Source organism: Microbispora sp. CA-102843 (assembly GCF_050936215.1).
In the GTDB taxonomy this organism is placed as follows: domain Bacteria; phylum Actinomycetota; class Actinomycetes; order Streptosporangiales; family Streptosporangiaceae; genus Microbispora.
On sequence record NZ_JBNJNF010000001.1, the window covers coordinates 4,860,218 to 4,884,503 of the forward strand.

At 72.1% G+C, this 24,286-nt stretch carries 19 protein-coding genes; 12 read left to right on the forward strand and 7 right to left on the reverse strand.

Annotated elements, in window-relative coordinates:
* The first annotated feature begins 126 nt into the window (after nucleotides 1-126).
* Nucleotides 127-1,134 (forward strand): RNA polymerase subunit sigma-70, encoded by a 1,008-nt coding sequence (locus tag ACQEVJ_RS22570; RefSeq protein WP_433104072.1) that lies wholly within the window; start codon nucleotides 127-129, stop codon nucleotides 1,132-1,134.
* Between the two features lie 197 nt (nucleotides 1,135-1,331).
* Here the strand turns inward: ACQEVJ_RS22570 and ACQEVJ_RS22575 are convergent, their stop codons facing one another.
* The 4 genes from ACQEVJ_RS22575 to ACQEVJ_RS22590 all read right to left on the reverse strand — a co-directional run bounded on the left by ACQEVJ_RS22575 (nucleotide 1,332) and on the right by ACQEVJ_RS22590 (nucleotide 5,390).
* Nucleotides 1,332-1,916 (reverse strand): dihydrofolate reductase family protein, encoded by a 585-nt coding sequence (locus tag ACQEVJ_RS22575; protein WP_433104074.1) that lies wholly within the window; start codon nucleotides 1,914-1,916, stop codon nucleotides 1,332-1,334.
* Between the two features lie 256 nt (nucleotides 1,917-2,172).
* On the reverse strand, nucleotides 2,173-2,295 hold the full coding sequence (locus ACQEVJ_RS22580; protein ID WP_433104076.1) for a hypothetical protein: 123 nt from the start codon (nucleotides 2,293-2,295) through the stop codon (nucleotides 2,173-2,175).
* Nucleotides 2,296-2,326: 31 nt separating this feature from the next.
* A complete protein-coding gene (locus ACQEVJ_RS22585; protein WP_433104078.1) occupies nucleotides 2,327-3,523 on the reverse strand; it encodes a hypothetical protein in 1,197 nt (398 codons plus the stop codon).
* Between the two features lie 388 nt (nucleotides 3,524-3,911).
* On the reverse strand, nucleotides 3,912-5,390 hold the full coding sequence (locus ACQEVJ_RS22590) for a carboxylesterase/lipase family protein (protein ID WP_433104080.1): 1,479 nt from the start codon (nucleotides 5,388-5,390) through the stop codon (nucleotides 3,912-3,914).
* Between the two features lie 98 nt (nucleotides 5,391-5,488).
* Here ACQEVJ_RS22590 and ACQEVJ_RS22595 point away from each other — a divergent pair, with 98 nt between their 5' ends.
* The 3 genes from ACQEVJ_RS22595 to ACQEVJ_RS22605 all read left to right on the forward strand — a co-directional run bounded on the left by ACQEVJ_RS22595 (nucleotide 5,489) and on the right by ACQEVJ_RS22605 (nucleotide 8,136).
* The gene (locus ACQEVJ_RS22595; protein WP_433104082.1) at nucleotides 5,489-6,091 is read left to right on the forward strand and encodes a TetR/AcrR family transcriptional regulator; all 603 of its coding nucleotides are present in this window, start codon (nucleotides 5,489-5,491) and stop codon (nucleotides 6,089-6,091) included.
* A gap of 558 nt (nucleotides 6,092-6,649) precedes the next feature.
* Nucleotides 6,650-7,489, forward strand: a complete 840-nt coding sequence (locus ACQEVJ_RS22600) for a helix-turn-helix domain-containing protein (RefSeq protein WP_433104084.1) — start codon at nucleotides 6,650-6,652, stop codon at nucleotides 7,487-7,489.
* A 65-nt stretch (nucleotides 7,490-7,554) separates the two neighbouring features.
* Nucleotides 7,555-8,136 (forward strand): dihydrofolate reductase family protein, encoded by a 582-nt coding sequence (locus ACQEVJ_RS22605; RefSeq protein ID WP_433104086.1) that lies wholly within the window; start codon nucleotides 7,555-7,557, stop codon nucleotides 8,134-8,136.
* 711 nt (nucleotides 8,137-8,847) lie between these two features.
* Here the strand turns inward: ACQEVJ_RS22605 and rox are convergent.
* The 3 genes from rox to ACQEVJ_RS22620 form a co-directional block, all read right to left on the reverse strand.
* Nucleotides 8,848-10,395, reverse strand: coding sequence for a rifampin monooxygenase (rox, locus tag ACQEVJ_RS22610; RefSeq protein ID WP_433104087.1), 1,548 nt, complete (start codon nucleotides 10,393-10,395; stop codon nucleotides 8,848-8,850).
* A 189-nt stretch (nucleotides 10,396-10,584) separates the two neighbouring features.
* Nucleotides 10,585-11,019 carry a hypothetical protein gene (locus ACQEVJ_RS22615; RefSeq protein WP_433104089.1) on the reverse strand — a complete coding sequence of 145 codons (435 nt, stop codon included), beginning with the start codon at nucleotides 11,017-11,019 and terminating at the stop codon, nucleotides 10,585-10,587.
* A gap of 305 nt (nucleotides 11,020-11,324) precedes the next feature.
* Complete coding sequence (locus ACQEVJ_RS22620; RefSeq protein ID WP_433104091.1) at nucleotides 11,325-14,264, reverse strand: CHAT domain-containing protein; 2,940 nt, start codon at nucleotides 14,262-14,264, stop codon at nucleotides 11,325-11,327.
* A 237-nt stretch (nucleotides 14,265-14,501) separates the two neighbouring features.
* On the opposite strand from ACQEVJ_RS22620, the gene ACQEVJ_RS22625 reads away from it, so the two are divergent.
* The 8 genes from ACQEVJ_RS22625 (at nucleotide 14,502) to ACQEVJ_RS22660 (ending at nucleotide 24,172) form a co-directional block, all read left to right on the forward strand.
* Nucleotides 14,502-15,758 (forward strand): S8/S53 family peptidase, encoded by a 1,257-nt coding sequence (locus ACQEVJ_RS22625; RefSeq protein ID WP_433104093.1) that lies wholly within the window; start codon nucleotides 14,502-14,504, stop codon nucleotides 15,756-15,758.
* A 6-nt stretch (nucleotides 15,759-15,764) separates the two neighbouring features.
* Nucleotides 15,765-16,325 carry an RNA polymerase sigma factor gene (locus ACQEVJ_RS22630; RefSeq protein ID WP_433104094.1) on the forward strand — a complete coding sequence of 187 codons (561 nt, stop codon included), beginning with the start codon at nucleotides 15,765-15,767 and terminating at the stop codon, nucleotides 16,323-16,325.
* An 11-nt stretch (nucleotides 16,326-16,336) separates the two neighbouring features.
* A complete protein-coding gene (locus tag ACQEVJ_RS22635) occupies nucleotides 16,337-16,837 on the forward strand; it encodes a hypothetical protein (protein WP_433104095.1) in 501 nt (166 codons plus the stop codon).
* 185 nt (nucleotides 16,838-17,022) lie between these two features.
* Nucleotides 17,023-17,799 (forward strand): hypothetical protein, encoded by a 777-nt coding sequence (locus ACQEVJ_RS22640; RefSeq protein ID WP_433104096.1) that lies wholly within the window; start codon nucleotides 17,023-17,025, stop codon nucleotides 17,797-17,799.
* A 2-nt stretch (nucleotides 17,800-17,801) separates the two neighbouring features.
* Nucleotides 17,802-18,470, forward strand: a complete 669-nt coding sequence (locus tag ACQEVJ_RS22645; RefSeq protein ID WP_433104097.1) for a hypothetical protein — start codon at nucleotides 17,802-17,804, stop codon at nucleotides 18,468-18,470.
* 5 nt (nucleotides 18,471-18,475) lie between these two features.
* The gene (locus ACQEVJ_RS22650; protein ID WP_433104098.1) at nucleotides 18,476-19,732 is read left to right on the forward strand and encodes a hemopexin repeat-containing protein; all 1,257 of its coding nucleotides are present in this window, start codon (nucleotides 18,476-18,478) and stop codon (nucleotides 19,730-19,732) included.
* Between the two features lie 31 nt (nucleotides 19,733-19,763).
* Entirely contained in the window at nucleotides 19,764-21,851 is a 2,088-nt protein-coding gene (locus tag ACQEVJ_RS22655; RefSeq protein WP_433104099.1) for a hypothetical protein, read from the forward strand.
* A 5-nt stretch (nucleotides 21,852-21,856) separates the two neighbouring features.
* Complete coding sequence (locus tag ACQEVJ_RS22660; RefSeq protein ID WP_433104100.1) at nucleotides 21,857-24,172, forward strand: hypothetical protein; 2,316 nt, start codon at nucleotides 21,857-21,859, stop codon at nucleotides 24,170-24,172.
* Nucleotides 24,173-24,286 lie beyond the last annotated feature (114 nt).

Genomic DNA, 24,286 nt, shown 5'->3' on the forward strand with positions numbered 1-24,286 from the left:
CCCTGGATCGACCCGACCCATCCGGCCTGACGAACGGCCCGGTGTCAGCGGCTTCACCGCTCAGAAACCCTCCGCCACGTCGTCAGTTCTGGTAGCCCCTCGCCACCCGCGGAAGGATTGACGACCATGACCGACGCCAGACTGCTAGGCGACGACGAGGCCGCGTTCATCGCGGCGGCCCGCTCAAATGACGCAGCACAGTTCGCGCTCAACACGGAGCGCTACCGGCGTGAGCTGCAGGTGCACTGCTACCGGATGCTCGCGAACTACGAGGACGCCCAGGACATGACGCAGGAGACGTTCCTGCGAGCGTGGAACAAGCGGGAGTCGTTCAAGGGCCACGCCGCGCTGCGGACCTGGCTGTACCGGATCGCGACGAACGCCTGCCTCGACTTCCTGGAGAAGCGCAACGACCGCACACCCGTGCCTGCCGGGCTGCCGGGCGCGGGCTCGGAAGTGCGCTACCTGCAGCCCTACCCGGACCGGATGCTCCCGGAGGACCCGCAGGAATCGGTGGTGGCGCGGGAGACGATCGAGCTGGCGTTCATCGTCGCCGTCCAGCACCTGCCGCCGCGGCAGCGGGCGGTGTTCATCTTGCGCGACGTCCTCGGCTGGCCGGCGTCGAAGGCCGCCAACGCCCTCGAGCTGACCGTCGCATCGGTGACCAGCGCACTGCAGCGGGCGCGCGTGACGATGCGCGAGCAGCTGCCCGACCGCCGCCTCGACTGGCGGAGCCCTGCCACGCACGAGCTGTCGGATGACGAGCGCGGCGTGGTGAAGTCGTATATGGACGCCCATGAGCGCAACGACCTCAACGGGCTGACGGCCCTGCTGCGCGACGACCTGCGCTTCGCGATGCTGCCCGAGCCGGGCACCTTGATCGTCACGGCCAAGGACGCGGTGAACGGCTGGGTCTCCGGTGGGCTCTTCCAGCGCGGCCACGACGACTGGCGCTGCATCGCCACGACGGTCAACCGCATGCCTGCCGCCGTGCTGTACCTCCGCACCCCCGACGACCCGGAATACCGTTTGTTGAACATCGCGGTCCTGCACATCGTCGACGGGAAGGTCGCCGAGCTCACCGGATTCGACGCCACCGACAAACCATGGCTGAGCCTGCCCGCGACGCTGTGATCAGACAAGTCCCCATCGTCGACGAGTCCAGCGCACGGGCCGGCGTCACCGTCGTCCTCATCTTCAGCGAGTCGGTCAACAGCTCACGCGGAACGCAAGGAAGGGCCGGGAAAAGGTTCCCTCATCGCCGAGGGTCACGGTGAGCACGCCAGGAAGGATTTCGACCTGGCCTTACGAGCCGAGCATTTGGCCCGTGCTCATCGCCTCGTCTCGTATCGGGTCAGCACCACGCCGCCGGGAAATGCCCGCGTCTCGACCAGGTTCAGGTTCACCCAGCTGTCCAGCGCGGTGAAGAACGGCGTGCCGCCGCCCACCAGGACCGGCACGGTGACCAGCGCGTACTCGTCGATCAGCCCGGCTCGCATGGCCGCCCCGGCGAGCGTCGCGCCGCCGATGTCCATCGGGCCGCCGTCCTCGGCCCTGAGCCGGGCGATCTCGGCGACCGCGTCGCCGGTGACCAGGCGGGTGTTCCAGTCGACCTTGTCGATCGTCGATGAGAACACCACCTTCGGCATGTCCCGCCAGAGGCGCGCGAACTCGATCTCCGCCAAGGTTGCGTCGGGCTGCTGGTCGCCGGTCGGCCAGTGGGAGCTCATCGCCTCCCACAGCTTGCGCCCGTACAGCGACAGCTCGCTCGCCCGCATCTGGTCGTACCACCACTGGAACAGCTCGGCGCTCGGCGATGAGTCCGGTCCGTCCCCTCCACTCCAGCCGATGTCGTCGCCGGTCGCGGCGATGTAGCCGTCCAGGGTCACGTTCATGCCGAAGATCAGTTTCCGCATCGTGCCAGCCTCCCGTGAGTCGATCTCACATGTACAGACGGGCGCGGCGCGGAAACCTAATCGGTGCGCGATCTGCGTCGTGTCACTATCTGCGGTAGTCGCTTAACGCCGGATTTCTCGCGGATGTTCCTCACGGGCCTGTCCATGGCCGGCAGCCGCACACCCTCGGATTCGCGTCTACCGACTCGCCCGGTCGGCCTGCTCCCCTGGAACAACCGGGCCATGGGCGGTCTCGACGCCGAGACCCTCATACTGCTCATCGGTCACGGCCCGGCTGCCCCCGCCGCATGATCATGTCGTCCTTGCGGCCGACCAGGTACAGGTACGCCTCGTCCCGCCGGTAGGCCATGTCGCCGCCGCGATACCAACGTGAGACCACCTACCTCGCTACCTTGCGGCTCGCCGTAGCTTCAGGACTCCTGGGCCGGCTCGGGAGCCTCCTGGCGCAGCCGCAGCTCGGCGGCGACCGCGCGTTCGCGCAGCTGGGCCGCCTCGGCCCGAGCCACGTCGAGCTGCGCGCGCAGGTCGTCCAGCCGGGCCCGTTCCAGTGACAGCTCCGCCTGGATCCGCTCCCGCTCCGCGGCGGCGGCGCGGGCGTCCTGCTCCGCCTGGGCGGCCTCCGCGCCTGCCGCGCCGGCGCGCGCCTCGGCCTGCGCCGCCTCAGCGCGCAGCCGGGCGGCCTCCGCGACGGCCTGCTCACGGGCCGCCTCCGCCGCCTCGGCCCGGGCCAGCACCCGGTCACGCTCGTCGTGGGCCTGCGCCACGGCCCGGTCGCGTTCGGCCTCCGCCCGCGCGACCGCGCGGTCGCGTTCGGCCTCGGCCGCCTGGGCGCGGGCCAGCGCGGCGGCGCTGGACTGCTCGGCCTCACGATGCGCGCGGCGGGCCAGCTCCGCCTCCGCCCGCGCCGCCCGCGCGTCGGCCTGCGCCTCATCGCGTTCCCGAACGGCCTGCTCGGCCTGCTCCCTGGCCAGGCGGACCTCGGCCGCGGCCTGGTCCACCCGGTCGGCCAGTTCGCGTACGGCCTGCTCGCGGGCGGCCTCGGCGATATCGGCCCGGCGGACGGCCTGGTCGGCCTCCTGCCTGGACCGTCGTTCGGTGCTCGCCGCCTCCCGCAGCGCGGCCAGGGCCTGCTCGCGGGCGGTCTCCGCGTCGGCGAAGGCGGTGTCCCGCTCGGCGTAGGCCTCCTCCGTCCGGCGCCGGGCCTCCTCCGCCTCCCTGCGGGCTTCCTCGGCGGCCTCGCGGGCCAGTCGTACCTGCTCCAGCGCCTGCTCGCGCTCGGCGCGGGCGATGGCGACGCTCGTGTGCGCCTCGGCCTGGATCGCGCTCAGCTTCGCCTCGACTCCCGCCGGGCTCAGCTCCTGGGCGAGCACCTGCGCGAGCGGCTCGATCGCCGCCGCCAGGCCTTTCTCCATGCGCTCGTACAGGTCCTCCACGCGTGCGAGCGCACCCTCCAATCCCGGTGTGGCGCGGCGGAGTTCCCTCTCCCTCTTGGCCGCCGCCTGGCAGTCGCCGTCCGGGCAGTACTCCCGCGGCCTGCCCCGCCGGACCGGTTGCTCGATGGGCGCGCCGCAGTGCTTGCACGCGGTGATGGTCACGGAGGTCGTCACGGCGGCCTAGCGTACCGAATTTCTGTATTTCTGGAAATAGAAAATAGATAAGAGTCATCTGTTGCGTGCCGCTGCCACTCGGATCACTTGGGAGATGGGTAATTCTCGCAAGCTATCGAAACCGGGCAGTCTCCCCTCCTGGGGTCGGCCGCCCCCGGGGCCTGGTCTGCCCCGGGGGCGGCCGGAATGCGGCTGAAGGGAGCAGCGGGGCGGTCGTTGATCGTTAAGGTGGTCGCCGTCGTGCTTCGGCAGCTATGCGTGACGTCGGTCGATAGGACCGCCTATCCGCGACGGCACCCCCGCCACCGGCTGTGATCTCGAGCCCCGCGTGCTGTTCCCGCCCGCGCCCACCGGATACCCCAGCTGTTAGAGGATGTTCTGCGACAGTTCAGGTCGTTTCGAGGTCGAATGGGGCTGGGGTGTGGTTCTCCCAGATCTGGCGCGAGGCCTCTTCGGGGTAGGGAACGGTCTTTGACTCGGTGTCCAGGACACGGGTAAGCCGCTGGTCGGGGCGGTGTGCGACCCATCCGGCGTCGCCGGTGGCCACGAAGCGGGTCCACGCGTGCCGGAGCTCGTGCGAAACCCGGAGAGCTTCGGGGCTGGGCAGGTCGCCGAACACTTGCCTGCCGGTGGGGCTGTCCAGCGTGCCGAAAGCGAGGGGGACGTCGAGGCTGTGACAGGCGCCCAGGACCCCGCCGAAAGCCGGTGCGGCCAGGCATAGCTCGAAGAGGAACGAGGTGCCGCCTGCCACCGCGTTCGCCCGGGCCAGGTGCAGCGACGGCATTCGGAAGAGAGCGTCGGAGTACACGGTTTCCAGCAGTTCCTCCGGGGTGGCCCGTGGGTGCGCGGCGCGGTAGGCGTCCACGCCGTGCGGTTGCGGGGCGAACAGGTCAAGTGAGGTTTGGGCGTCGTGGTCGGTGAAAGTACCCATCCGCCGGGCCATGACGGTGAACAGCCGGAACTCGTCACGAGTGTGGCCGATGAGCAGTTCGACTCCGCTCGCGCGGCCACCGGTCAAGGCGGACCAGGGTGTTTCTGGCAGGACTTCTCCATCGATTACGGGGCAGACGGCCACACCCACCTGGGCGAGCCGTCCCCAGTGCTTGCGATTGGCGGAGAGGCCGGTGTTGAGTACGGTGAGCTCGTCGGCCAGACGCCAGGGATCGACGTCGCTCAGGGCCGCCGAGGTGGGGCTCGTCCCGAGCCGGTCCGCAAGTGTGGCTGCGACCTGCTCCGCGAGTGCGGGCGTGCAATGACTTCCCGGCACCGAGTGGGTGATGGCCCGGCGGAACAGTCCACGCGCCGCCCTCATCGTGAGCAGGGCGGCGATCGACCCCGCTCCGGCCGACTGCCCAGCCACCGTGACCTGGGCGGGATCGCCTCCGAAGCGCCCGATGTTGCGCTGCACCCACTCCAAAGCGGCTATTTGGTCCAAGAGCCCCCGGTTGGGTGGGGCGCCGTCCAGGAGGGCGAACCCCTCCACCCCCACTCGGTAGTTGAGACTCACCACGACGAGCCCCGCCTCGCACAGCCTCGCCGGGTCGTACGTCGGATCACTGCCCACAGCCGTGATGTAGGCGCCGCCGGGGATCCACACCAGCACCGGCAGCCCCGCTGCCCCGGGGTCCGGGGTACAGACGTTGAGTGTCAGCCAGTCCGTGTCCCGCGCCGATTCCGCCTGGACTGGCCCGGACTGCGGCGGCACAGGGCCGAACTTCGTTGCCCGCCTTGTCCCTTCCCATCGCGCCGGCGGAGCGGGCGCGGCGAAGCGGAACTCCCCCACCGGGGGCTCGGCGAATGAGATGCCGCGGAACTCCGCCAGCCCCGACCGCCACCGCCCCTCCACCATGCCCTCAGTCGTTCGCACCCGAGGCCCTTCGGCCATGTCAGGCATGCCGCCCCCTTCGCCGCTGTTCCAAGTCACATGTATTATGTCATGTGTATTGAAACGATCGAGGGGCCGGGATGCCGAAGAAAGTCGATCACCGGGAACGCCGCGAAACGATCGCTCGAGCTCTGTGGCGGGTGGTGGAGCAGCGCGGCGTCACCCATGCGACCATGCGTGAAGTCGCGCACGAGGCGAACATCTCCCTTGGGCAACTGCAGCACTACTTCTCTTCCCGGACGGCGATGCTCTCCTTCGCCATGGATTTCGCCTCCGAGCAGACCTCGCAACGGGTCGAGCAAGGACTCCACGACCTCGGCCACCGCCCGCACCCTCGCGACGTTCTGCGGCTGATGCTCATCGAGATGCTCCCTTTGCATCCCGATGCCCGGGCCACCAGCCGGATGAGCGCCGCCTACGTCCTGGAGGCGCTGCACGACCAAGGCCTCCACGCGCGGGCGCGCGAAGGCCTCCTCCACGGCCGGGCCATGGTCGAGGAGCTGGTCCGCCAGGCGATCGCCGATGGGCACATCGATCCGGATCGCGACGCGATGGTCGAGACCGACCTACTGCTCGCCCTCACCGGCTTCACCACCCTCCTCGAACTCAACGTCATCGAGCCCCGGGACGCGCTCGCCGCCATCGATCATCATCTGGACAGGCTGTTCGCTCGGGTGGGTTGACCATTCCATCCGAGGGCGTCCTGTGTGCCTCCGTCCGATCTGACTTTGGGCAGCGGCTTCTATGCGTCGCGACTCGGTCGGGGCAGCGTGAACAGGCCGGGTTCGGTTCGGTGAGGACGCCTCGGGCAACCATGCGTTCGAGCTTGGCGCGCGGGCTCTCGGTGTGCTTGTGATCCGCTTCGGTGTTCGGCATCCGGCAGATGTCCTTGACCCGCAGTCCGTCCGGCGCCTGCTCCACCACCCCCAGGATCTGCCGGTAGACGGGCGAGAGCGTCGGCGCGCAAGGGGTGGTCTCGGCCAGCTCGCCGGTCATCTCCAGGATCGTCTCGCGGGTGACGCGCAGCCGGGACAGCACCTGCTCGGCAGCGCTCACCCGGTGTGTCAGCTCGGTGATCTGCTCGCGCAGATGGTCGGCTTCGTCCTCGGGGTCGAGGAACCTGCGGCCGCCATTGGCGGTACTTGTCAGTAGCTTCAGGCGGTGCAGGTGCTGGGTGCCCAGAACACTGTCGTCCGCATCGGCCGCCGGGATGCCGGCGGGGCGTCGGCGATACTGTGGGCGTGGAGTACGTGTCCAGAGTGCCGCGACCGCCGCTGGACAGGCTGATCGACGACCTTTACTACCTGGAGGGTGCGCCGCCGTACGCCCGGCTGACGCTGCCGCCGATGCCGGCGGCGTTGCTCATCGTCAACCTCGGGGCGCCGTTCCGCATCCGCGCCGGCACCGACATCGAGACGGCCGAGTACGCCGACGGCTGCGTGGTCACCATGCCCACCCGCGCGTTGGAGTTCGGCTACCCACTCCGGACCCGGTCCGTCGGCGTGCACTTCAAGCCGTGGGGGCTGGCGCCGTTCCTCCCGATGCCCGCGGCCGAGCTCTGTGACCGGCCGGTGACGGTAGAGCAGGTTTGGGGCCGGCCCGCCATTGCTGAGCTGCGAGACCGGCTGGCCACGGCGGACGGACCGCACGAGATGCTGACGCTGCTCGAGGAGGAGCTAATGCGACGGCTGTGCGAGACCGCCGGCCTGGGGCTGGTCCGCCATACGAGCAGCGTCATCGCGGCGACCAGCGGGGCGGTGGCGATCGGCGACCTGAGCGTGGCAGCCGGTGTCAGCAGCACTCATCTGGCACAGCGGTTCAAGGAGCTCATCGGCGTCACGCCGAAGCGGCTGGCCCGCACCTACCGCTTCGCCGCCACCGTGTTCGCGATCAACCCCGCCGGACCGATCGACTGGGGCGACCTCGCCGGTGGCGCAGGCTACTTCGACCAGGCCCACTTCGGCCACGAGTTCCGGGCGTTCACCGGGCTCACGCCGACCCGGTACGTCGAAGTCCGGCGGCGGTTCCTGCGCGAACATCCCGGCCACGCGCTGGACGGCTGGCCGCTGCCGGCCGATTGATTTCTTACAAGAGCGACAGCTCACGACACGCTAATTTGGGGCACCCCAAAGCAGAGGAGAGCCCCGTGGGCAAGGTGGTCATGTACAGCTCGGTGTCGGTGGACGGCTTCGTCGCGGACGAGAATGACCAGCCCGGACCGCTGTTCGCCTGGTTGTCCAGCGGTGACGTCCCGTTGGACGAGAGCGGCGAGCTGAAGGTGTCGCAGACGTCCTACGACTACACCCGGGCGTACTGGGACCAGATCGGAGTCACGATCGTCGGCCGCCACGTCTTCGACCTGACGGACGGCTGGGACGGAAAGCCTCCGAGCGGGATCGACCACGTGGTCGTCGTGACGCACCGGCCGCAGCCCGAGGGCTGGGACCCCGAGGCGCCGTTTCACTTCGTCGACGGCGTCGAGGCAGCCGTGGCCAAGGCGCAGGAGCTTGCGGGTGACCGCATGGTCGAGGTCGCCGCTGGCGACGTCGGTGGCCAGGTGCTTGCCGCGGGCCTGATCGACGAGGTGCGCATGGACGTCGTACCCGTCGTGTTCGGGTCCGGCAAGCGCTACTTCGGGTCGGTCCACGCGCAGCACCTGTTGGAGGATCCTGACGTGGTGATTCAGGGCAACCGGGTGCTTCACCTGCGCTATCGGGTGCGCCGTTGACCGATCTGAGCGGGTACGCGAAGAAGCCCACTGCGAACGGTGACACAAGATCGGGCCTCCGGCTGGGTTTGCGCATCGCTGTCCCTGGTCGGGCAGCCGACGCCTGATCGTCCGTGTGGGAGAGTGACAGGCCGCACCAGCAAGGCCGCAGGGGCGACCGGCCCGCACAAGCCGAACGGTGCGGCACCCCAACAGCCTCTTCAGAAAACGCTCATTGATGAGAACCGAAGGGCGGCATCGTTCACGTGAGGTGGTGCGGCCTGGAGGTCATGTCCGAGAGGACGGAGCCGGCGAGAGGAGGTCGTGCCGGTCCAGCCAGCCGGCGATGGTTTGGCCGATGGCGTGCGACTGGTCCTCGGGGGCCTGCTGGAGACCTCAGGGGCCTGGTGGCCGGCGGGTCCGATCCCTTCGATTTCAAGGGCGGCGATGTTCTGGCGGGCCCACTCCACGATCTGCGGGGAGGCGATGCCGACACCGTCCTGCGTGGTCTTCCCGGCTGAGGCCGGTCTTGATGGCGAAGTGGTGGGGCAGGGCGTACTCGATGGCGGCGTTGTCCTCCAGTCGCAGGCCCTGGTCGAGACCCGGACAGCACGACTGGCTACCGACGCTGGCATGGCCATTTTCCGCCATGCCAGCGGGCGGTGGCTGTCCGACGAGAACGCCGACCACGTCTCGCCACGTATATGCGGGATGACCACTGCTCCGGCGAAATCAGTTGGCGGGCTTGCCGAACCAGCGGGAGAGGTGGTCGTCCAGGTCCTGCTGATCGTCGCCGATCCAGGCGACGTGGCCGTCGGGGCGTAGCAGGACGCACGGAACATCCAGTCCCGCAGTGGGATCCGCGAGGTGATCGACCCGGTCTGACCAGCCGCCGACGGTCAGGCGTTCGGTGCGGTCCAGCAGCAGGCCGCGGCCGCGATGCAGCAGACCGTAGAGGTGGCCCTGTTTCACGTCGATGTCGCGCAGGCGGCGGCCGAGCAGGTCGGGGCCTGCGCCGAAGTCGTAGCGGATGCCGATTGCGGTGATCTTCTCGATCAGATAGCGGTTCACCTCGTCGAAGTCCATCAGTTCGGTGAGCAGCCTGCGTACGGCCTGCGGGCCCGGTTCGGTGGACAGCAGTTCCATCTGGGCGCGGGTGTTGTCCAGCACGTCCTCGGCGACCGGATGACGTTCGGCCTGATAGGTGTCCAGCAGTGTTTCCGGCGCCCAGCCGCGGATCTGTGCGGCCAGTTTCCAGCCGAGGTTGAACGCGTCCTGAACGCCCAGGTTGAGGCCCTGTCCGCCGATAGGTGGATGGATGTGTGCCGCATCGCCGGCCAGCAGCACCCGCCCGACCCGATAACGTTCGGCCAGCCGGGTGGCATCCCCGAAGCGGGACAACCAGCGCGGGGAGTGCACGCCGAAATCGGTTCCGGCGATGGTGCGCAGCGCTTGTTTGAAATCCTCGAGGGTGGGCGGTTCCGCGCGATCGCTGAGTCCCGCGGCGGGGACGACGACGCTGTAGACCCCTTCGCCGAAGGGCCGGAGCCAGAATCGCTGATGGGTCTCGCGGGTTTCGGTCACCTTGGCGGTGATCTCCTCCTGCGGCACACCCACTTTCATCTCGCCCATCAGCGTCTCGGTCCGCGAGGGCTCGCCGGGGAAGCCGACGCCGAGCAGTTTGCGCACCGTACTGCGCCCGCCGTCACAGCCGACGAGGTAGCGCGACCGCAGTTGTTCCCCGTCGGCCAGCTCGACGGTCACACCCTCGTCGTCCTGCTCGAAACCGGTCACCGCACAACCGCGCCGGACCTGCGCACCCAGCGCGATCGCATGCTCTTCGAGCAGGCGTTCGATGAGCGGCTGCGGGATGCCCAGCAGATAGGCGTGTGCCGAATCCAGGCCCTCGGGCGCGGGCTTGTTGATGGCGGCGAAGAAACCGCCGGCCGGACGCTGTCTTCCATGCTGGAGAATGCGCTCCAGCAGTCCGCGCATCGCCATCAGCTCGAGACTGCGAATATGGAGACCGACTATGCGGACGAACGACTTGGGCTCGGTTTCCTTCTCCAGAACGAGTACCCGCACGTCGTGCAGCCGCAGTTCGGCGGCCAGCATCGCACCGGTCGGCCCGCACCCGGCAATGATCACATCGAAGACGAGGGGCGCGCGATCGGCGCCGGAGGCCGGCGACCAGAGAACTCTGGGGACGTCGCCCACCGTGGAGTCACGCTCGACCGTATTGTCCGACGACGGCTCGGCGCTGACCTGCTGAGAGTCCATAGGTGTTGCCTTTCGGGAGTGCCTTGTTGTCGAGGCGCTCCCGGCGACACCTACGTCAATCGCCCGACCGTGACGGGTAGGGGGAGCACCCACATCGATACAGCGTTCATGGGTCTCACCTCCTCGGGCGGTGTCACGGTCAGCTGCAAGCTACAAGCCCGAGCATCAGCCCGTCCAATCCTTTTCCAGTCACCTGATCACGACTCCGGCCGAGGTTGTGGAGTACGAGAGCACCGCCACTGGCGGCGTGACCGAAAAGCAGGACGTCAAGATCAACGTTGAGCTGACCGTGCCGGACAACGCCACCGCGGGGCAGCAGATGTCCATCGGCTGGCGCGGAAGGTACGTCGACGGCAGCGAACTGCGAGCGCCCGCCGCCGGACTGACCAGCGGGGTCGAGCTGTACGGATACGCGGCCCTCACCGGGATCGAGGGCTTGACATCCGCCACCGGCGTGAGCGAGCCCGTAAGCGTCGCCGCCGGGCAGACCATTCCGCTGCCGGGGACCGGAGTAAGCATGAAGACGACCTCGTCCAGGGCGGGCACGGCGACGGTGCGGCCGGCCGCCGTCAACATCGGACCCTCCCCCACCGCGCCGATGATCGAGTGCGAGGTGCGGAACACGGCCGCCCTGACCACCTCTACCCTGACCGTCGCCCAGGGCGGTCAGGCGAGCGCCTCTCCCACTCCGGACGACGCCACCACCAGCCCGAAGCCGACCCGGACCGTCACGGCCACCGTGACGGCCGCCTGCATCGGACGAAGCCGACCTCGACCAGGAGATCACGGCGCTGCAGGAGGTGGACGCGACCCCGGCAGGCGTGGCTGCGACCGGAGGCGGCGGGGGGGTCGGGCCGGACGGCGCGTCGGGCCAGCCGGGGCGCAGGCGGGCGACAACGGCCCGGCTCGCCGCGGCCACCACCGCCTCGTCAGCCGGCGCCGGCAGTGGCCCGATCGCGGCCCGGATCGCGGCCCGGATCGCGGCCGAAGACCGGGACGGCGCCCGCGCCGATGCACACGAAGCCGGCCGCTGCGGCGGCCGACCGCGGGTCGTTGCCCCGGACGGCCCGCTGGGCCTCGGCGAGGGCGGCGGCGGGCGGGCGCCCGGCGGCCAGCCGTTCGTGGAAGGCCACCATGACGGGGGTCGTCGCCGCGTCGGGGATCGGCAGCACCGAGGCGACAAGCTGGGACGTGCCGCGGGCGAGGAACGTCACGGCGAGGCCCATCAGCTCGTCGCCGGTGCGCACCACGGAACGGCCGCTGTCGCAGGCCGCGAGCACCAGCGTGTGCGGCACCCGCGGCAGCCGTTCCACGTCGTAGGCCATCAGCGGCCCGTCGGCGAGGGCGATGCCGGAGAACAGCGGGTTCTCCGGCGACAGGTGGCCGTGCGCGGCGAGATGCGCGAGCCCGGCCCGCGACAGGGCGGCCGAGACCGCCTCGACCGACGCCGCGGCTCCGGTGAGCACGGTGCCGTCGTGGATCGCGCCGACCGCCGCCGCCTCGGGCCCTGCGGACGGCAGCCGCGGGCCCGCCACCGCGACCACCTGTCCCCCGGCCGCGACGCCCGCGCGACCCAGGCCCGCGCCGCCCCTGCCGTCACCGTCCGTTCCGTCCGCCGACGCGAGGCGGGTCCGGGCGTGGTGCCACAGCGTCGCGGACGGCGCGACGGTCACGGGCCGTCCCGCGCAGGACGGCAGGAGGGACCACGGCAGGCTGTGCAGCGGTCCGGTGGGCACCACGACGAGCGGGCGGTCGCCGATTTCGGCCAGCGGCCCGAGCAGCAGGGCGTCGAGCCGGGCGGCCGCGGCGTCCAGCAGCGCGGCGGACGCGGCCAGCACCTCGGGCCGGGCGTCCGGGCGCGCGTTGCGCCGCACGGCGAACGTCAGCCGCTCGATCAGGTCGGCCGCCTCGGCCGTCGCCCCGAGGCGCCGGACGTTCACGCGGCCGTCCACCACGGTGAGCACGTGCAGGTCGGCGCCCCGGCGGACGTACTCGACCAGCGCCCACGAACCGAGCGAGGCGGCGAGGTCCCGGGGCGTGACCGGGGCCGCGGGCGCGTCGCCGGGAGTGCCGGCGAGCCGGCGGCTGTGGTCGCGGATGCGCCGTTCCAGGTCCGCCTGCCGGGCGAGCAGCGGGGCGGGCGCCGCCGCCTGACCGGCCAGGTCCCTCGTGACGGAGCGCAGCCGGGCCAGCAGCGCGGTCAGCACCGGGTCGTCCGGCGGACGGACCGGCGCGGCCGGCAGACGGCTGGCCCGGGCACGCTCCGACCATTCGAGGAGGCCGTCGGGGCGGCCGGCCTCGAAGGCCACCTCCAGTCCCAGCGCCACCAGGTCGGCCCGGTGCGCCGCCGCGTGCACCCGCAGGTCTGTGGCCCCCATTGCTGAGGCGTGCTCGTCCAGGACCCGCAGGCCCGTCCGTACGGCGGCGAGCACGCCGCGCGCCTCCCCCTCGGCCCGCCGTTGAAGCGCCCGCGCGTACCAGCCGCGCGCCCGGACGAGCGCCGGTCCCCGGGACCGGGACGCCGCCGCGGCCCGGCTCAGGTAGCCGGCGGCCACGTCCGCCGTCCGGGAGCGCCGCTCGGCGGTCGGCTCCACTCCCGCCCGCGCATCACCAGCGTCTCCGGAGCGGCCGGGCCCTTCTTCACCCCGCCGGACGCGGCGCTCAGCGGTCACCTGGGCGGCCACGATCGCGGCGTCCAGCGCCGCCGCGGGCCATCCCGCCGCGTCCAGGGTCGCGACCATGACGTCGATGACCGCCGCCGGGAGGCGCGGCAGGCGGCCGGCGGCGCGCTGGGCGGACAGGACGGACAGCCGGGCCAGTTCCGTCCATTCCCGCCGCCCCTGGGCGCGGAAGCGGCGCAGCGCCGCACGGGCGTGGCCCAGCGCGGCGGCCGGATCGCCGGACAGGATCTCGGCCTGCGCGAGCAGCACCTGCACCTCGGGCACCTTGAGCGAGCGGCGCTCGCGGCGGTAGGCGTCCACCGCGCGGGCGGCGGCCGCCTTCGCCTCGGCCGTAAGCCCCACCGACAGCAGCAACTCGGCCCGGTCCTGGTGCAGCGTGCCCAGCTGAGCGCCATGCGCGCCGATGATGCGCTCGGCCCGGTCGAGGTGGCGCAGCGCGGCCGGTACGTCGCCCCGCAGCGTCTCCATGAGACCGAGGTTGTTGGCGATCAGGCCGATCGTCAGCGGGCGGCCGAGCTCGCGCGCCAGCGTCTCCGCCTTCAGCAGGTCGCGTTCGGCCGCGACAAAGGCGTGGCGGTCGGAGTGGACGAGGGCCCGGTTGATCAGCATCCGCTGCACGCCGAGCAGGTCGGCGTGCTGGCGCAGCACCTGCAGCGCCACCTCGAACTCGGCAAGCGACTCGTCGAGGCGGCCGATCACGTGCAGCACGATCGCGCGCTGCGCGCGGGCGCGACCGGCCGCCATGCCGGTCAGATCCGGCAGGGCGGCGTCGATCTCGCGCAGCGCGGCCTGCGGCCTGCCCCGTTGCAGGACCGCGAAGGCGAGCTTGTAACGCGCCTCGGCGGCCAGGTCGGCGCGGCCGGCCCGCACGCCCCAGGCGGCGGCGCGGCTCAGGTGCCTGATGGCGTTGTCGAGCTCGCCCACGTGCAGGAGCGCGTGCCCCCAGGCGCGTTCGGCCGTGGACGCCGCCACGGCGTGGCCCGCGCGGGCCGCGCGCCGGGCGGCCCTCTCGGCCGTCGGGAGGCCAGAGACGGGGTCGCGGTCGACCGCGACCAGCGCCGCCTCGGCCTCGGCCAGCGGCTCATCCGCCGGCTCCGGCGACCCGTTCGCGCGCGCGCCCACTGCCTCTGCCCCGGCCGGAGACCCGGCCCCGGCCACCGAACCGGCCGCCGCCTCGGCTCCCGCCATCGGCTCGACCGTCGGCTCGGCCCCGGCCGGCGTCCCGGCCCTGACCACTAAGCCGTCCGGCGGGCCGCCGCTGTCGCCGTCGCCGGGAACGGCGGGGGCGCGTGCTGGAGCGTTCCCGTGGGCCCTTGCGCCCGGCGGCGTTTCCTGCGTTGGATGTATCACGGCCAGGCCCTCGTGGTTCCGTCTGAGGAAGTTCGCGTTCCGGACAAGTCACGACCCGGGAAGGACACTATCCAGATGCCAGTCGACGCGGGCACCACATCGCACCAACCGGACCAACTCATCGTCGACCTCCTGCACCTGGAGGTCGTCGAGCGCATGCTGAACGACTTCGGCGTCGTGCACGCCGCCCTCGCCCCCGACGACCGGGACGAGCTCCTCGGACTGGCCCGCCTGCGCGACCTCAAGGACGCCGACGACGATCCCGTCGAGGTCGGCGAGCTCCTCGCCCTGCTGCGGGAGAAGGCGGCCGCCGACCGCGGCGGCTGGGTGCCGACGATCGGCAAGAACCGGGTCGTGGACGCGGTCATCGGGGACGGCCACAAACCCATGTCCCTGCCGGACGGCGAGGTGCTGGCGAGCGGCCACAAGCCGATGCACCTGGTGAGCGGCGGGTTCTCCGCCCTCGGGCACAAGCCCATGTCCCTGGGCGAGTTCGACGTGCTGGGGCACAAGCCGATGGACGGCGGGCAGCCGGAGCCCGCCGGCCCCGCCGACGTGCCGCAGCCGCTCGCCGGGCACGAGGACGCCGGGCGCGGCGTGCGGGTCGGCGTCGTCGACACCCCGCTCGTGTCCACGGAACCGGGTACGGCGGAGCGCCCGCTTCCGTACCGCTCGGGGCACTCCGCGTTCGTGCGCAGCCTCATCCAGCGGGAGGCGCCGGCCGCGGAGCTCTCCGTCGAGGGGGTCCTCGACCCCGGCACGGGCCGGGCCGACTCCTGGGACACGGCCCGGGCCATGCTGCGGCTGGCGGCCTCCTTCCAGCCGGACATCCTCAACCTCTCCCTCGGCTGCTTCACGCTGTCCGGGGGGCCGCCGCTGGTCATCGCCCGCGCGATCGAGCGGCTCGCCCCGCGGGTGCTGGTCGTGGCCGCCGCGGGCAACCACGGCGCGCTCCCCCACCTCAGCTCCGGGCGCAGCCGGCGCTCGGCCTGCTGGCCGGCCGCCGTCCCGCCCGTCGTCGCGGTCGGCGCGTACGGCACGGTGGACGGGCACCCGGTCATGCCCGGCTGGAGCCCGGACCTCCCATGGGTGACGTGCCTGGCGCCCGGGGAGGGGGTCGTGGGCTCGTACCTCACCGGAGAGGTCGACATCAACGGCCGCCGCCAGACCTTCCAAGGCCACGCCCGGTGGAGCGGCACCTCCTTCTCGGCCGCCCTCGTCAGCGGCGCGGTCGCCGCCCGCACGGTTCCGGGCTCGGTGACGCCCCGGCAGGCGCTGGACAAGCTCCTGGCCGAGGCCGCCGAGGTCCGGCCGTACCCGCTTGAGGGCTGACGGGTCATGCGCGACGATCCGATCGTCGTCGACCTCGTGCTCCGGGCGCGCGAGGGCGACGCCGCGGCGTGGGACGCCATCGTCGAGCGGTACGCGCCGCTGGTCTGGGGGGTGTGCGGCCGCTACCGCGTGACCGGCAGCGACGCGGACGACGTCGCCGGCGGCGTCTGGCTGCGGCTCGTGGAGCGCCTCGACACGCTCCACGAGCCGGCCGCCCTTCCCGGCTGGCTCGTCCGCACCACCCAGCGACAGTGCCTGCAGCTGCTGCGCGCCCGTAAGCGGCAGGTTCCGGTGGACGACCCCGAGCCGGGCGCCCGCGGGGAGGAGGACGGCGTGGACGGCGAGATGCTGGTGGCGGAGCGGCGGCACGCCCTGCGCACGGCCTTCGCCGAGCTGCCGGCCCGGTGCCGGGAGCTGCTCAGCATGCTGTTCGCCGAGCCGCCGGCCTCCTACGCCGAGATCAGCGCCGCGCTCGGCGTCCCGGTGGGGGCGATCGGCCCCACCCGCGGGCGCTGCCTGGATAGGCTGCGCAGGAGCCGGGCGCTGGCCGCTCTCCAGCTGGCCTAGGTGGACTGACCATGGACGTTGGTGACGGCGTGACGGACGTACCGAGCTGGTGGGACGACGACGACCGGCTGCTCGAGGAGCTGGGGCACGCGGTGCGCGAGGCCCGGGTGCCCGAGTCCTTCATGCGTGCCGGGAAGGCGGCCTTCGCGTGGCGGACCGTCGACGCCGAGCTGGCCGAGCTGCAGCTCGACTCCCTGCTCCCGGCGCGGGAACCGGCGGGCCTGCGCGACGAGCCGCGGCCGGACGGCTCGGGGCCGCGCATGCTGAGCTTCGCCGCCGGCGAGCTGTCCATCGAGGCCGAGATCCATCCCGACGCGGTGCGCGGGCAGCTGGTGCCCGCGCAGCCCGGCGCGGTCCTCGTGCGGGACGACGACGGCCCCGTCCAGGAGGTCCCGGTCGACGAGGTCGGCTGGTTCGTGATCGAGCCGGTCCCAGCCCGGCGCTTCCGGCTGCACGTCCGCACGTCCGGCGGGGCCACCGTCATCACCGGCTGGATCGACGCCCGGCCGTAGACGACCGCGCCGGCTCCGACAGGGACGACCGCGCCCCCGGCCGGATCGGGCCCCGGGCCGTAGACCGACCGCGGCCCGCCGGAAAACTCGCGGAGATTCGCTGTATCACCGGTCCCCCCGCGCCATCCGTCGTGCGACAGGCCACCGCGTCAGCGGTGACGTATCGCACCGGAAGGACCAGGATCGTGAGTGATCCCGCACGCGCGATGAGCAAGGAAGACGCCTACGCCGAGCTGCTCGACCTGCAGTCGAGCGACGTGATCCGGCTGGAGGGGGAGGGCAGCGCGGACAGGGTGAGCCTGGACGGCTGGGACGGCGAGCAGCCCCAGGACGGCAACGTCGCCGGAGTCGTCGTCCGCTACCTGGCGTCGGGCACGGTGACGTTCGGGCAGCCCAGCCACCCGGGGGCGCCCGACCGGCTGGACCCCCGCAACGCGCTCGCCCTGGTGCGGCTGTGCCAGTGGCTGAAGGACACCTACAACGTCGTCGAGCTGTACCACCTCGGCATCTCCGGCGGCGGCGTCGACAACCAGGGCCGCCCGCGCACCGACTGCCACGGCCAGGGCCGCGCGGTCGACTTCGTCGGCGTCAAGGCGGTCGCCGAGGACGGCGAGGAGTGGACGCTCACCGTCAACGACGACTGGGGGACCGTGTCGACCGCCGCGACCCCCGGCGGGAACTGGCCGCCCGGGACCGGGTCCGACACGTCCTATCGGCTCGACGACGAGGACGCCGACCCGTTCACGCGCGACTTCTGGCGCGCCGTGTACGAGTTCGTCGCCTCGGAGTGGCAGGACCGCACCGACGGCCCCGACGGGCTGGACACGCCCACGTCCATCGGCGAGCGCAGCTTCATCATGCACCCCGATCACCCGGCCACCGCCCCGGGGACGCCGCACGGCCGAGAGGCCCACAAGAACCACATCCACATGCAGATCGGCGTCACCGGAACGGCGGCCTGAGCATGCGCAACCTCACCTTCTGCGACATCCGGCTGCATCCCTCGACGGTGGACTCCGCCTTCGAGGAGGCCATGACCGGCGACGTCATGCCGGGCGCGGGCAACCTGCCGCACCCGCCCGGCACCCTGTTCGTGCGCAGCCTGTACCGCGAGGCCGGCTACGGGTTCCCGCCGGCGTACCGCTGCGTCGTGAACTCGATCCTGGTGAGCGACACCGGGTTCTTCGGCATGCGCTCCCGGATCGCCCGGCTCGGCGCCGACTCCAAGGAGCCGCGCTTCCGGCTCGTCGCGGGCGCGGTGCCGGACGACGAGACGGCGCTGGACGTGCTGCGGACGCGGGACGGCCACTCGCTGGTGATGGCCGCCGTCCACCTCCCGCTGCGGATGATCCAGGAGACCTTCGAGAAGGAGCTGGTGGCCGCGCTGGAGGAGGAGGTCGCCGTGCCGTCCCGGTTCAGCGCGGTGTCCGGCGCGATCTGGACTCGCGACGACGAGGCCGTCCACGGCCGGGTCGAGTACCTCGTCGCCGCGACGGGCGACTTCGCCGAGCTGCGGCTGCGGCCCCGGACGGTCGAGCGGATCGAGGCGGCCGGCGGCACGCTGGTCGAGTCGCGCGGGTTCCGCCACGTCGGCACGGTGTCGGGCGAGCCCGCGCCTCAGGCCGGGGGGTGACGGCCGTGGACAAGCTCTGCGGGTTCGTCGCCCCGTCCGGGGCGAAGGCGTACTTCTTCACCGGTGAGCGCTACATCCGGTACGACGTCGAGGCCGACGGCGCCGACGAGGGCTACCCGCTGGCGATCGCCGACCAGTGGCCCGGCCTGTTCGAGGCGGACATCGACGCCGCCCTTCCGTGGAGCGACGGCTCGGTCTTCTTCTTCCGCGGCGACCAGTGCCTGTCGTACGACCTCGAGAACGGGATCGTGCTGGACGGCCCGCGGCCGATCGCCGAGATGTGGCCCGGGCTGTTCGAGTCCGGCATCGACGCCGCGATCCTGTGGGGCAGCGGCAACGCCTACTTCTTCTCCGGGGAGGAGTACCAGGAGTTCGACGGCGCGACCGGCCAGATCGACCCGGAGGCCAAGTCGGTCGCCGACGACTGGCCTGGAGCGTTCCCACGGATCGAGACGGCGCTGTGGTGGCCCAGCGGCAACCCGTACATCTTCTCCGGGAACGAGTACGCGAGGCTCGACCCGGACGACGGCTCCGTGGCCGAGGACTTCCCACGGCCCATCGAGGACTGGCCGGGGCTGCCGATCGGGCCGCTGGCCGAGGACGTTCCCGAACCTGTCGCACCGGACAGGCCGACTGGCTCGGCGCGCTCGGTCAGGGACTTCTTCCCCGAGTTCAGCGCCCCGTTGGAGGGCCGGCTCCCCTACCTGTACCAGGACGTCAAGGGCCTGGTCACCACGGGCGTCGGCAACCTCGTCGACTCCCCCGAGGAGGCGGCCGCCCTGCCGTTCGTGCACAAGGACACAGGGACGCCCGCCACCCGCGCGGAGATCGTGGCCGAGTGGCACCGGATCAAGGACGCGCCCGACCTCGCGAAGAAGGGCCACCTGGCGGCGAAGGCCATCCACACGCTGGAGCTGCCCGACGCCGCGATCGACGAGCTCGTCCGTAAGCGGTTCGACGTCAACGAGGCCCGGCTGTCGGCCTTCTTCCCCGGGTGGGCGGACTGGCCCGCCGACGCCCGGCTCGGGGCGCACAGCATCGCCTGGACGGGCTCGTTCTTCCCCACCCGATGGCCGGGCTTCAGCGCCGCCGCGAACGCGGGCCGGTGGGAGGACGCGGCCGACCAGTCCCACCTGCGGGAGGACGGCAACCCCGGCCTCGCCCCGCGGAACCGGGCGAACCTCCGGCTGTTCCGCAACGCGGCCGCCGTGGTCGGCCGGGGCCTCGACCGGTCCCTCATCTACTACCCCGCCGCCCTGTGAGCGGCCTCCCCACACAGTTCAGGAGCCAGCGATGGTGAACCCAGCAGGACCGATCATGGCCGGCGGCTTCGAGACCGTCACCCTCAACGACGCCGGCGTCGAATACTCCCTCGTCTTCCTCCCCGACAAGCACAACGACGAGCTCCAGGCCCAGGGGGCCAACCCCGTCTTCTACTGGCTGCCGGAGCGGATGCGCCTGGCGCGCAAGCCGAACGGCGACCTCAGGCTCAGCTTCCTGCATTTCCTCGGCGTGCAGGACGGCCAGACGAACCTCGGCGTGGCCCCCGGGCAGACCCGGGAGACCTCGGGCGGAGTGCTCAGCTTCGCGATGACCGGCGCGCCGCCCGAGGGCGTCCTGCAGGCCGCGCACAAGCAGATCCTGGAACGGATGCAGCAGGGCAGCCGGGACCGGTTCTGGCAGGTTAAGCCGGGCGTGGCCAATCGGTCCACGATCGCCGACATCCGGCCGATCCCGATCAGGAGCTCCACGCTGCGCCTGATGATCACCGACCAGGACGGTACGCAGGGCGGCAACGCGGGCGACCCGTTCTTCGTCACCGCCCAGGGCGCCGGGACCGGCAGCCTGATCCCCACCGCCGAGCACCCGTTCGTCGTCAACCTCGGCACGTTCGCGGCGGCGCAGGTGGAGCAGGGGCTGCTGGGCACCGAGGTGCCCATCGGGGTGACGGCCGACCTCACACTGCCGCTGTGGGCGCCGATCACGCGGCTGCACATGACCGCCGACTGGGAGCGGGTGTTCAGCCACTTCACGGCCCAGGCCAACGCCAGCTGGTGGTGGAGCTCGGGCGACATCAAGGCCACCTGGAACACGCTGCGGATGAACGGCGACATCAAGGTCGAGCTGGAGATGGACCGTACCATTCCCGGCGCGGACAACAAGGAGGCGATGGTCACCAAGTACATCGACATGCTCGTGGCGATGTGGCTGGACCAGGCGAAGCAAGTGATCTTCCAGCCGATGCCGGAGGTCCAGGACCCGGGCCCGCCCAAGCCCGGCGGGCTGCTCAACCTCTTCGGCTGGGGCTTCGGCGCGGGGTTCAACCTCAACTTCCGCCACGATCGGGTGGAGATCGCCAACTCCTTCACCTTCGAGGTCGACGAGATGTACGCGCAGCCGAGCACGATGGGCGGCAACGTGGACGGCGTGGCCGACCTGCTGGCCGCCCACCCGGAGCTCAAGAGCCGTTACATGCGCACGCTGTACCTGGACAACTGGGAGCGCAAGATCACCACGGTCTGCCGGCCCGTCATCAAGTGGCCCGACCCGGACCACGGCGTGAGCGGCGACCCGGTGAAGTTCGCCAGCGTCCAGATCGGCTATCCCAGCGTGAACGGCGAGATCGCGTGGTCCGCCCACGACTTCCTGCCGCCGCCGCACCCGCAGGAGGTCGACGCGACGACCGACGTGCACGGCGAGGGCGCCCCCGTCGGGGAGACCACTCCGCTCGCCCCCGCCTCCTCGCCGACCCTCGTCTACGCCAGCGGCGCGACCAGCGAGGTCTTCTTCGCCCGGCAGACCCAGAAGAAGGCGGAGGAGGTCGCCGGCGCGCCGGAGGGGTGGCGTCCGGACAAGGTGTTCGTCCGGCGCACCATCCAGTTCGACGAGGCGCCGTCCGCCCTCGACAACCGGTTCTCCCGGATCATCGTCGAGGCCAACGAGGTGGACCTCGACCCGGGCCCGTTCGGCACCCTCACCGACAGCCTGGACGTGGCCGTGCGCGCCGACAACGCCGGCGCACTCGTGCTCGCCCCGATCTCGATCAACCGGGACCTGACGGCGAGCAACCAGATCGTCGAGGTGCAGGTGCAGCCCAAGGGCGAGGGCCCCGACGGCGGCGAGCGCCCGATCGTGACGTTCACCTTCACCATGGCCGACACCGGGGAGAACTACAAGGAACGCCGGTTCGCCCTCTACACGGGACAGCCGGGACGGCCGCCGGCGTACCGCTACCGGGTGCGTGTGATCATCAAGGGCACGCTGTTCGAGGACGGGGACGAGTGGATCGGGCCCTGGACGGACGGCGAGGGCAGCGGCGACCTGCACGTGCGGGTGCCGAAGAAGACCGCTCCCGGCGTCACCGTCGTGAGCCAGGACTGATCGGGATGAACACGCCAGGAGTCCCGGCCGACGAGCCGGGCCCCCGCGTCGGAGCGGCCGACCGGAGCGAGCCCCTGCTGCCGGACTCGCAGCTGGGCTCGCCCTGGTGGGCGCCCGCGCCGGAGCTCGTGCCCGCCTCCGAGGGCACGTTCCGGTTCCTGTTCCGCGTCACCGGTCACGACGACGAGGGATCGCCCGTCCTCAGCGCGACGGTCACCGCCGTGCTGCGCTTCCCCCCGCCGCCCGCCGGCGCCCAGACCGTCTCGTGGACGGACGTGAGCGTACGGCTGCGCATCCCGTTCGTGGACGCCGACACCGGCCGGCCGACCTCCACCGAACTCCCGGTCGACGTGGACCGGCGCGACGACGTCGTCCACTGCCGGGCCGAGATCAGCGGAGCCGTGGCCAGGGCCGCGTACGGCGCGCTGAGCACGCCGGGCTTCCAGTCGGACGACGGGGCTGGGGTGATCGTCAGCACGAGCTTCGTCGGCGTGCAGGAGACGCTCGCCGCGTGGGCCACCTCCGTGGTGAACCACGACAGGCCAGGCCGTCTGGAGGTCGTGCCGGTCCGGGGATGGCCGTTCGAGGAGCCGCTCCGCGTGGAGCACCCGATCCCCGACGAGCATCCGAACTGGTCGGACGTGGTGACCACCGAGGTCCGCGTCCCCGGCGAGCTCACGACCGCCGGGCGGGGCGCCGTCCGGCTGACCCGGGTGTCGCCGCCGTTCAGGGAGTCGGTGCTCACGGACACGTCCGCGGCGGCGCGGGCCGCGGTGGAGGCGTCGCTCGCGGACTCGGCGGTGGCGGGGCCGGCCTTCCTGGCGGCGTCGCCGGCCGAGGCCCTGGTGGAGGTGCCGGTGGAGGCGCCGGTGGAGGCGCCGGCGGAGGACCTGTCGGCCCCGCTGACCCTCGCCCGGGTGCCGCTCCCCCTGCCGCGCGCCGGCCGGCGCCTGGTGCTCCGCGACGACCTCGGCGGACGGCGCGGCGGGATCCTCACCGGGCCCACGGGATCGGGCGGGCTCGACCCCGACGGGTTCGCCACGGACCCCCCGTCGTTCACCATCGACATGGGCGTGTCCGTGACCCGCTCGTACCGCCTGCCGCTGCTGGTGCCGTGCCGGGACAACCCCGGCCTGTACCGGCAGGACGTCGGGGGCGCAGAGCCCGTGATCGTCGGCTGCCAGGACGCCTTCCAGCTCGGCCGCGTCCCGGCCCGGCGGTTCGCGCCGGCTCCGCGCTTGGACCGCGACCACCGGTACTCGGTGTGGGAGTCGCTCCAGCAGCCGGCCACGTACCTCGTCGTGCCCGCCCACTACCGGGTGGCCCGCGACGTGGCCGGCCGCCCCCAGCTGGAGTGGCTGCAGGTGTTCGACGCCACCGTGGACGCGGGCCTGCCGTGCCGGCTGCAGGCCCGGTGCGTGCCCGACCTGTCGGCGGCCGAGCTCACCGAGCTGGAGTCGCTGCTGCGCGCGGACGCCGGCGGGCGCGACGTCCGCGTGCTGCTCCCGACGTCCCCCTCGGTGGGGTCGACCGGGGTGTCGGTGCGGTCGAGCACATTGGAGGGCGGCCTGCGCGCCGTCCTGGACGACGACGCGATCCGTCTGGCGCTGCACGTGGACTACGACGACGCTGTCGTGGCGGTCACCCAGTTGCGCGGCGGCGACGCGGTCTCGCAGGTCGTCTTCGACACCGGCGACTCCTCCACCTCGATCGCGACCACCGTGCACCTGGACGTGGACGAGCTGACCGGCCCGTACCCGGGCGGGCCGGTACGGGTCACTGCGACCGGGCTGCGCAACGACGCCGACACGGCGGCCACGGTGACGGCCCTCTGGGTGCGGCCGGCGGTCGGAGGGTGGGAGCGCGTCCCGCTCGACCCGCCGGCGCGCGTGCCCGCCCACGGGGACGTCGCGCTGCCCGCCGCCGTCCGGGACGGGGCCGTCGTGCCGCAGGCGCTGCTCGACCCCGCGGACCCCGCCCAGCTGGTCGTCCGCAACGTCTACCTGGAGAACCTGCACACGGCCGTCCTGATCCGGCGGGACGTGGACCTGCGGGCCGCGGGCATCGCCGGCGTGGGACTGGTCTTCGCGGTGTCCGGCATCGAGGTCGCGCGGGCCGTCCTCCCTGCGGACGCGCCCACGCTCGAGGTCACCCTGGTGCAGCCGCTGGTCGCCGACCGTTCGACGTTCGACCGGAAGGTCGCCGTGTCCGTCACGCTCACGCGGGACGACGGCACCGTACGGCCGGCGGCGTCCGGCCCGGTGGTCGTGGACCTCGCGGCCGGCGCGATCGTCCGGCTGTCCCGGCTCATGGGGGTGTGACGCGGCGACGGACGCACGAGCCCTGGTCACGCGGCCAGGGCTCATCGCTCCGGCCGCGGCCGGACGGCCTGGCAGCACCGGGCCGAACAGAAGCATGGGCCCGGCCAGGAACTC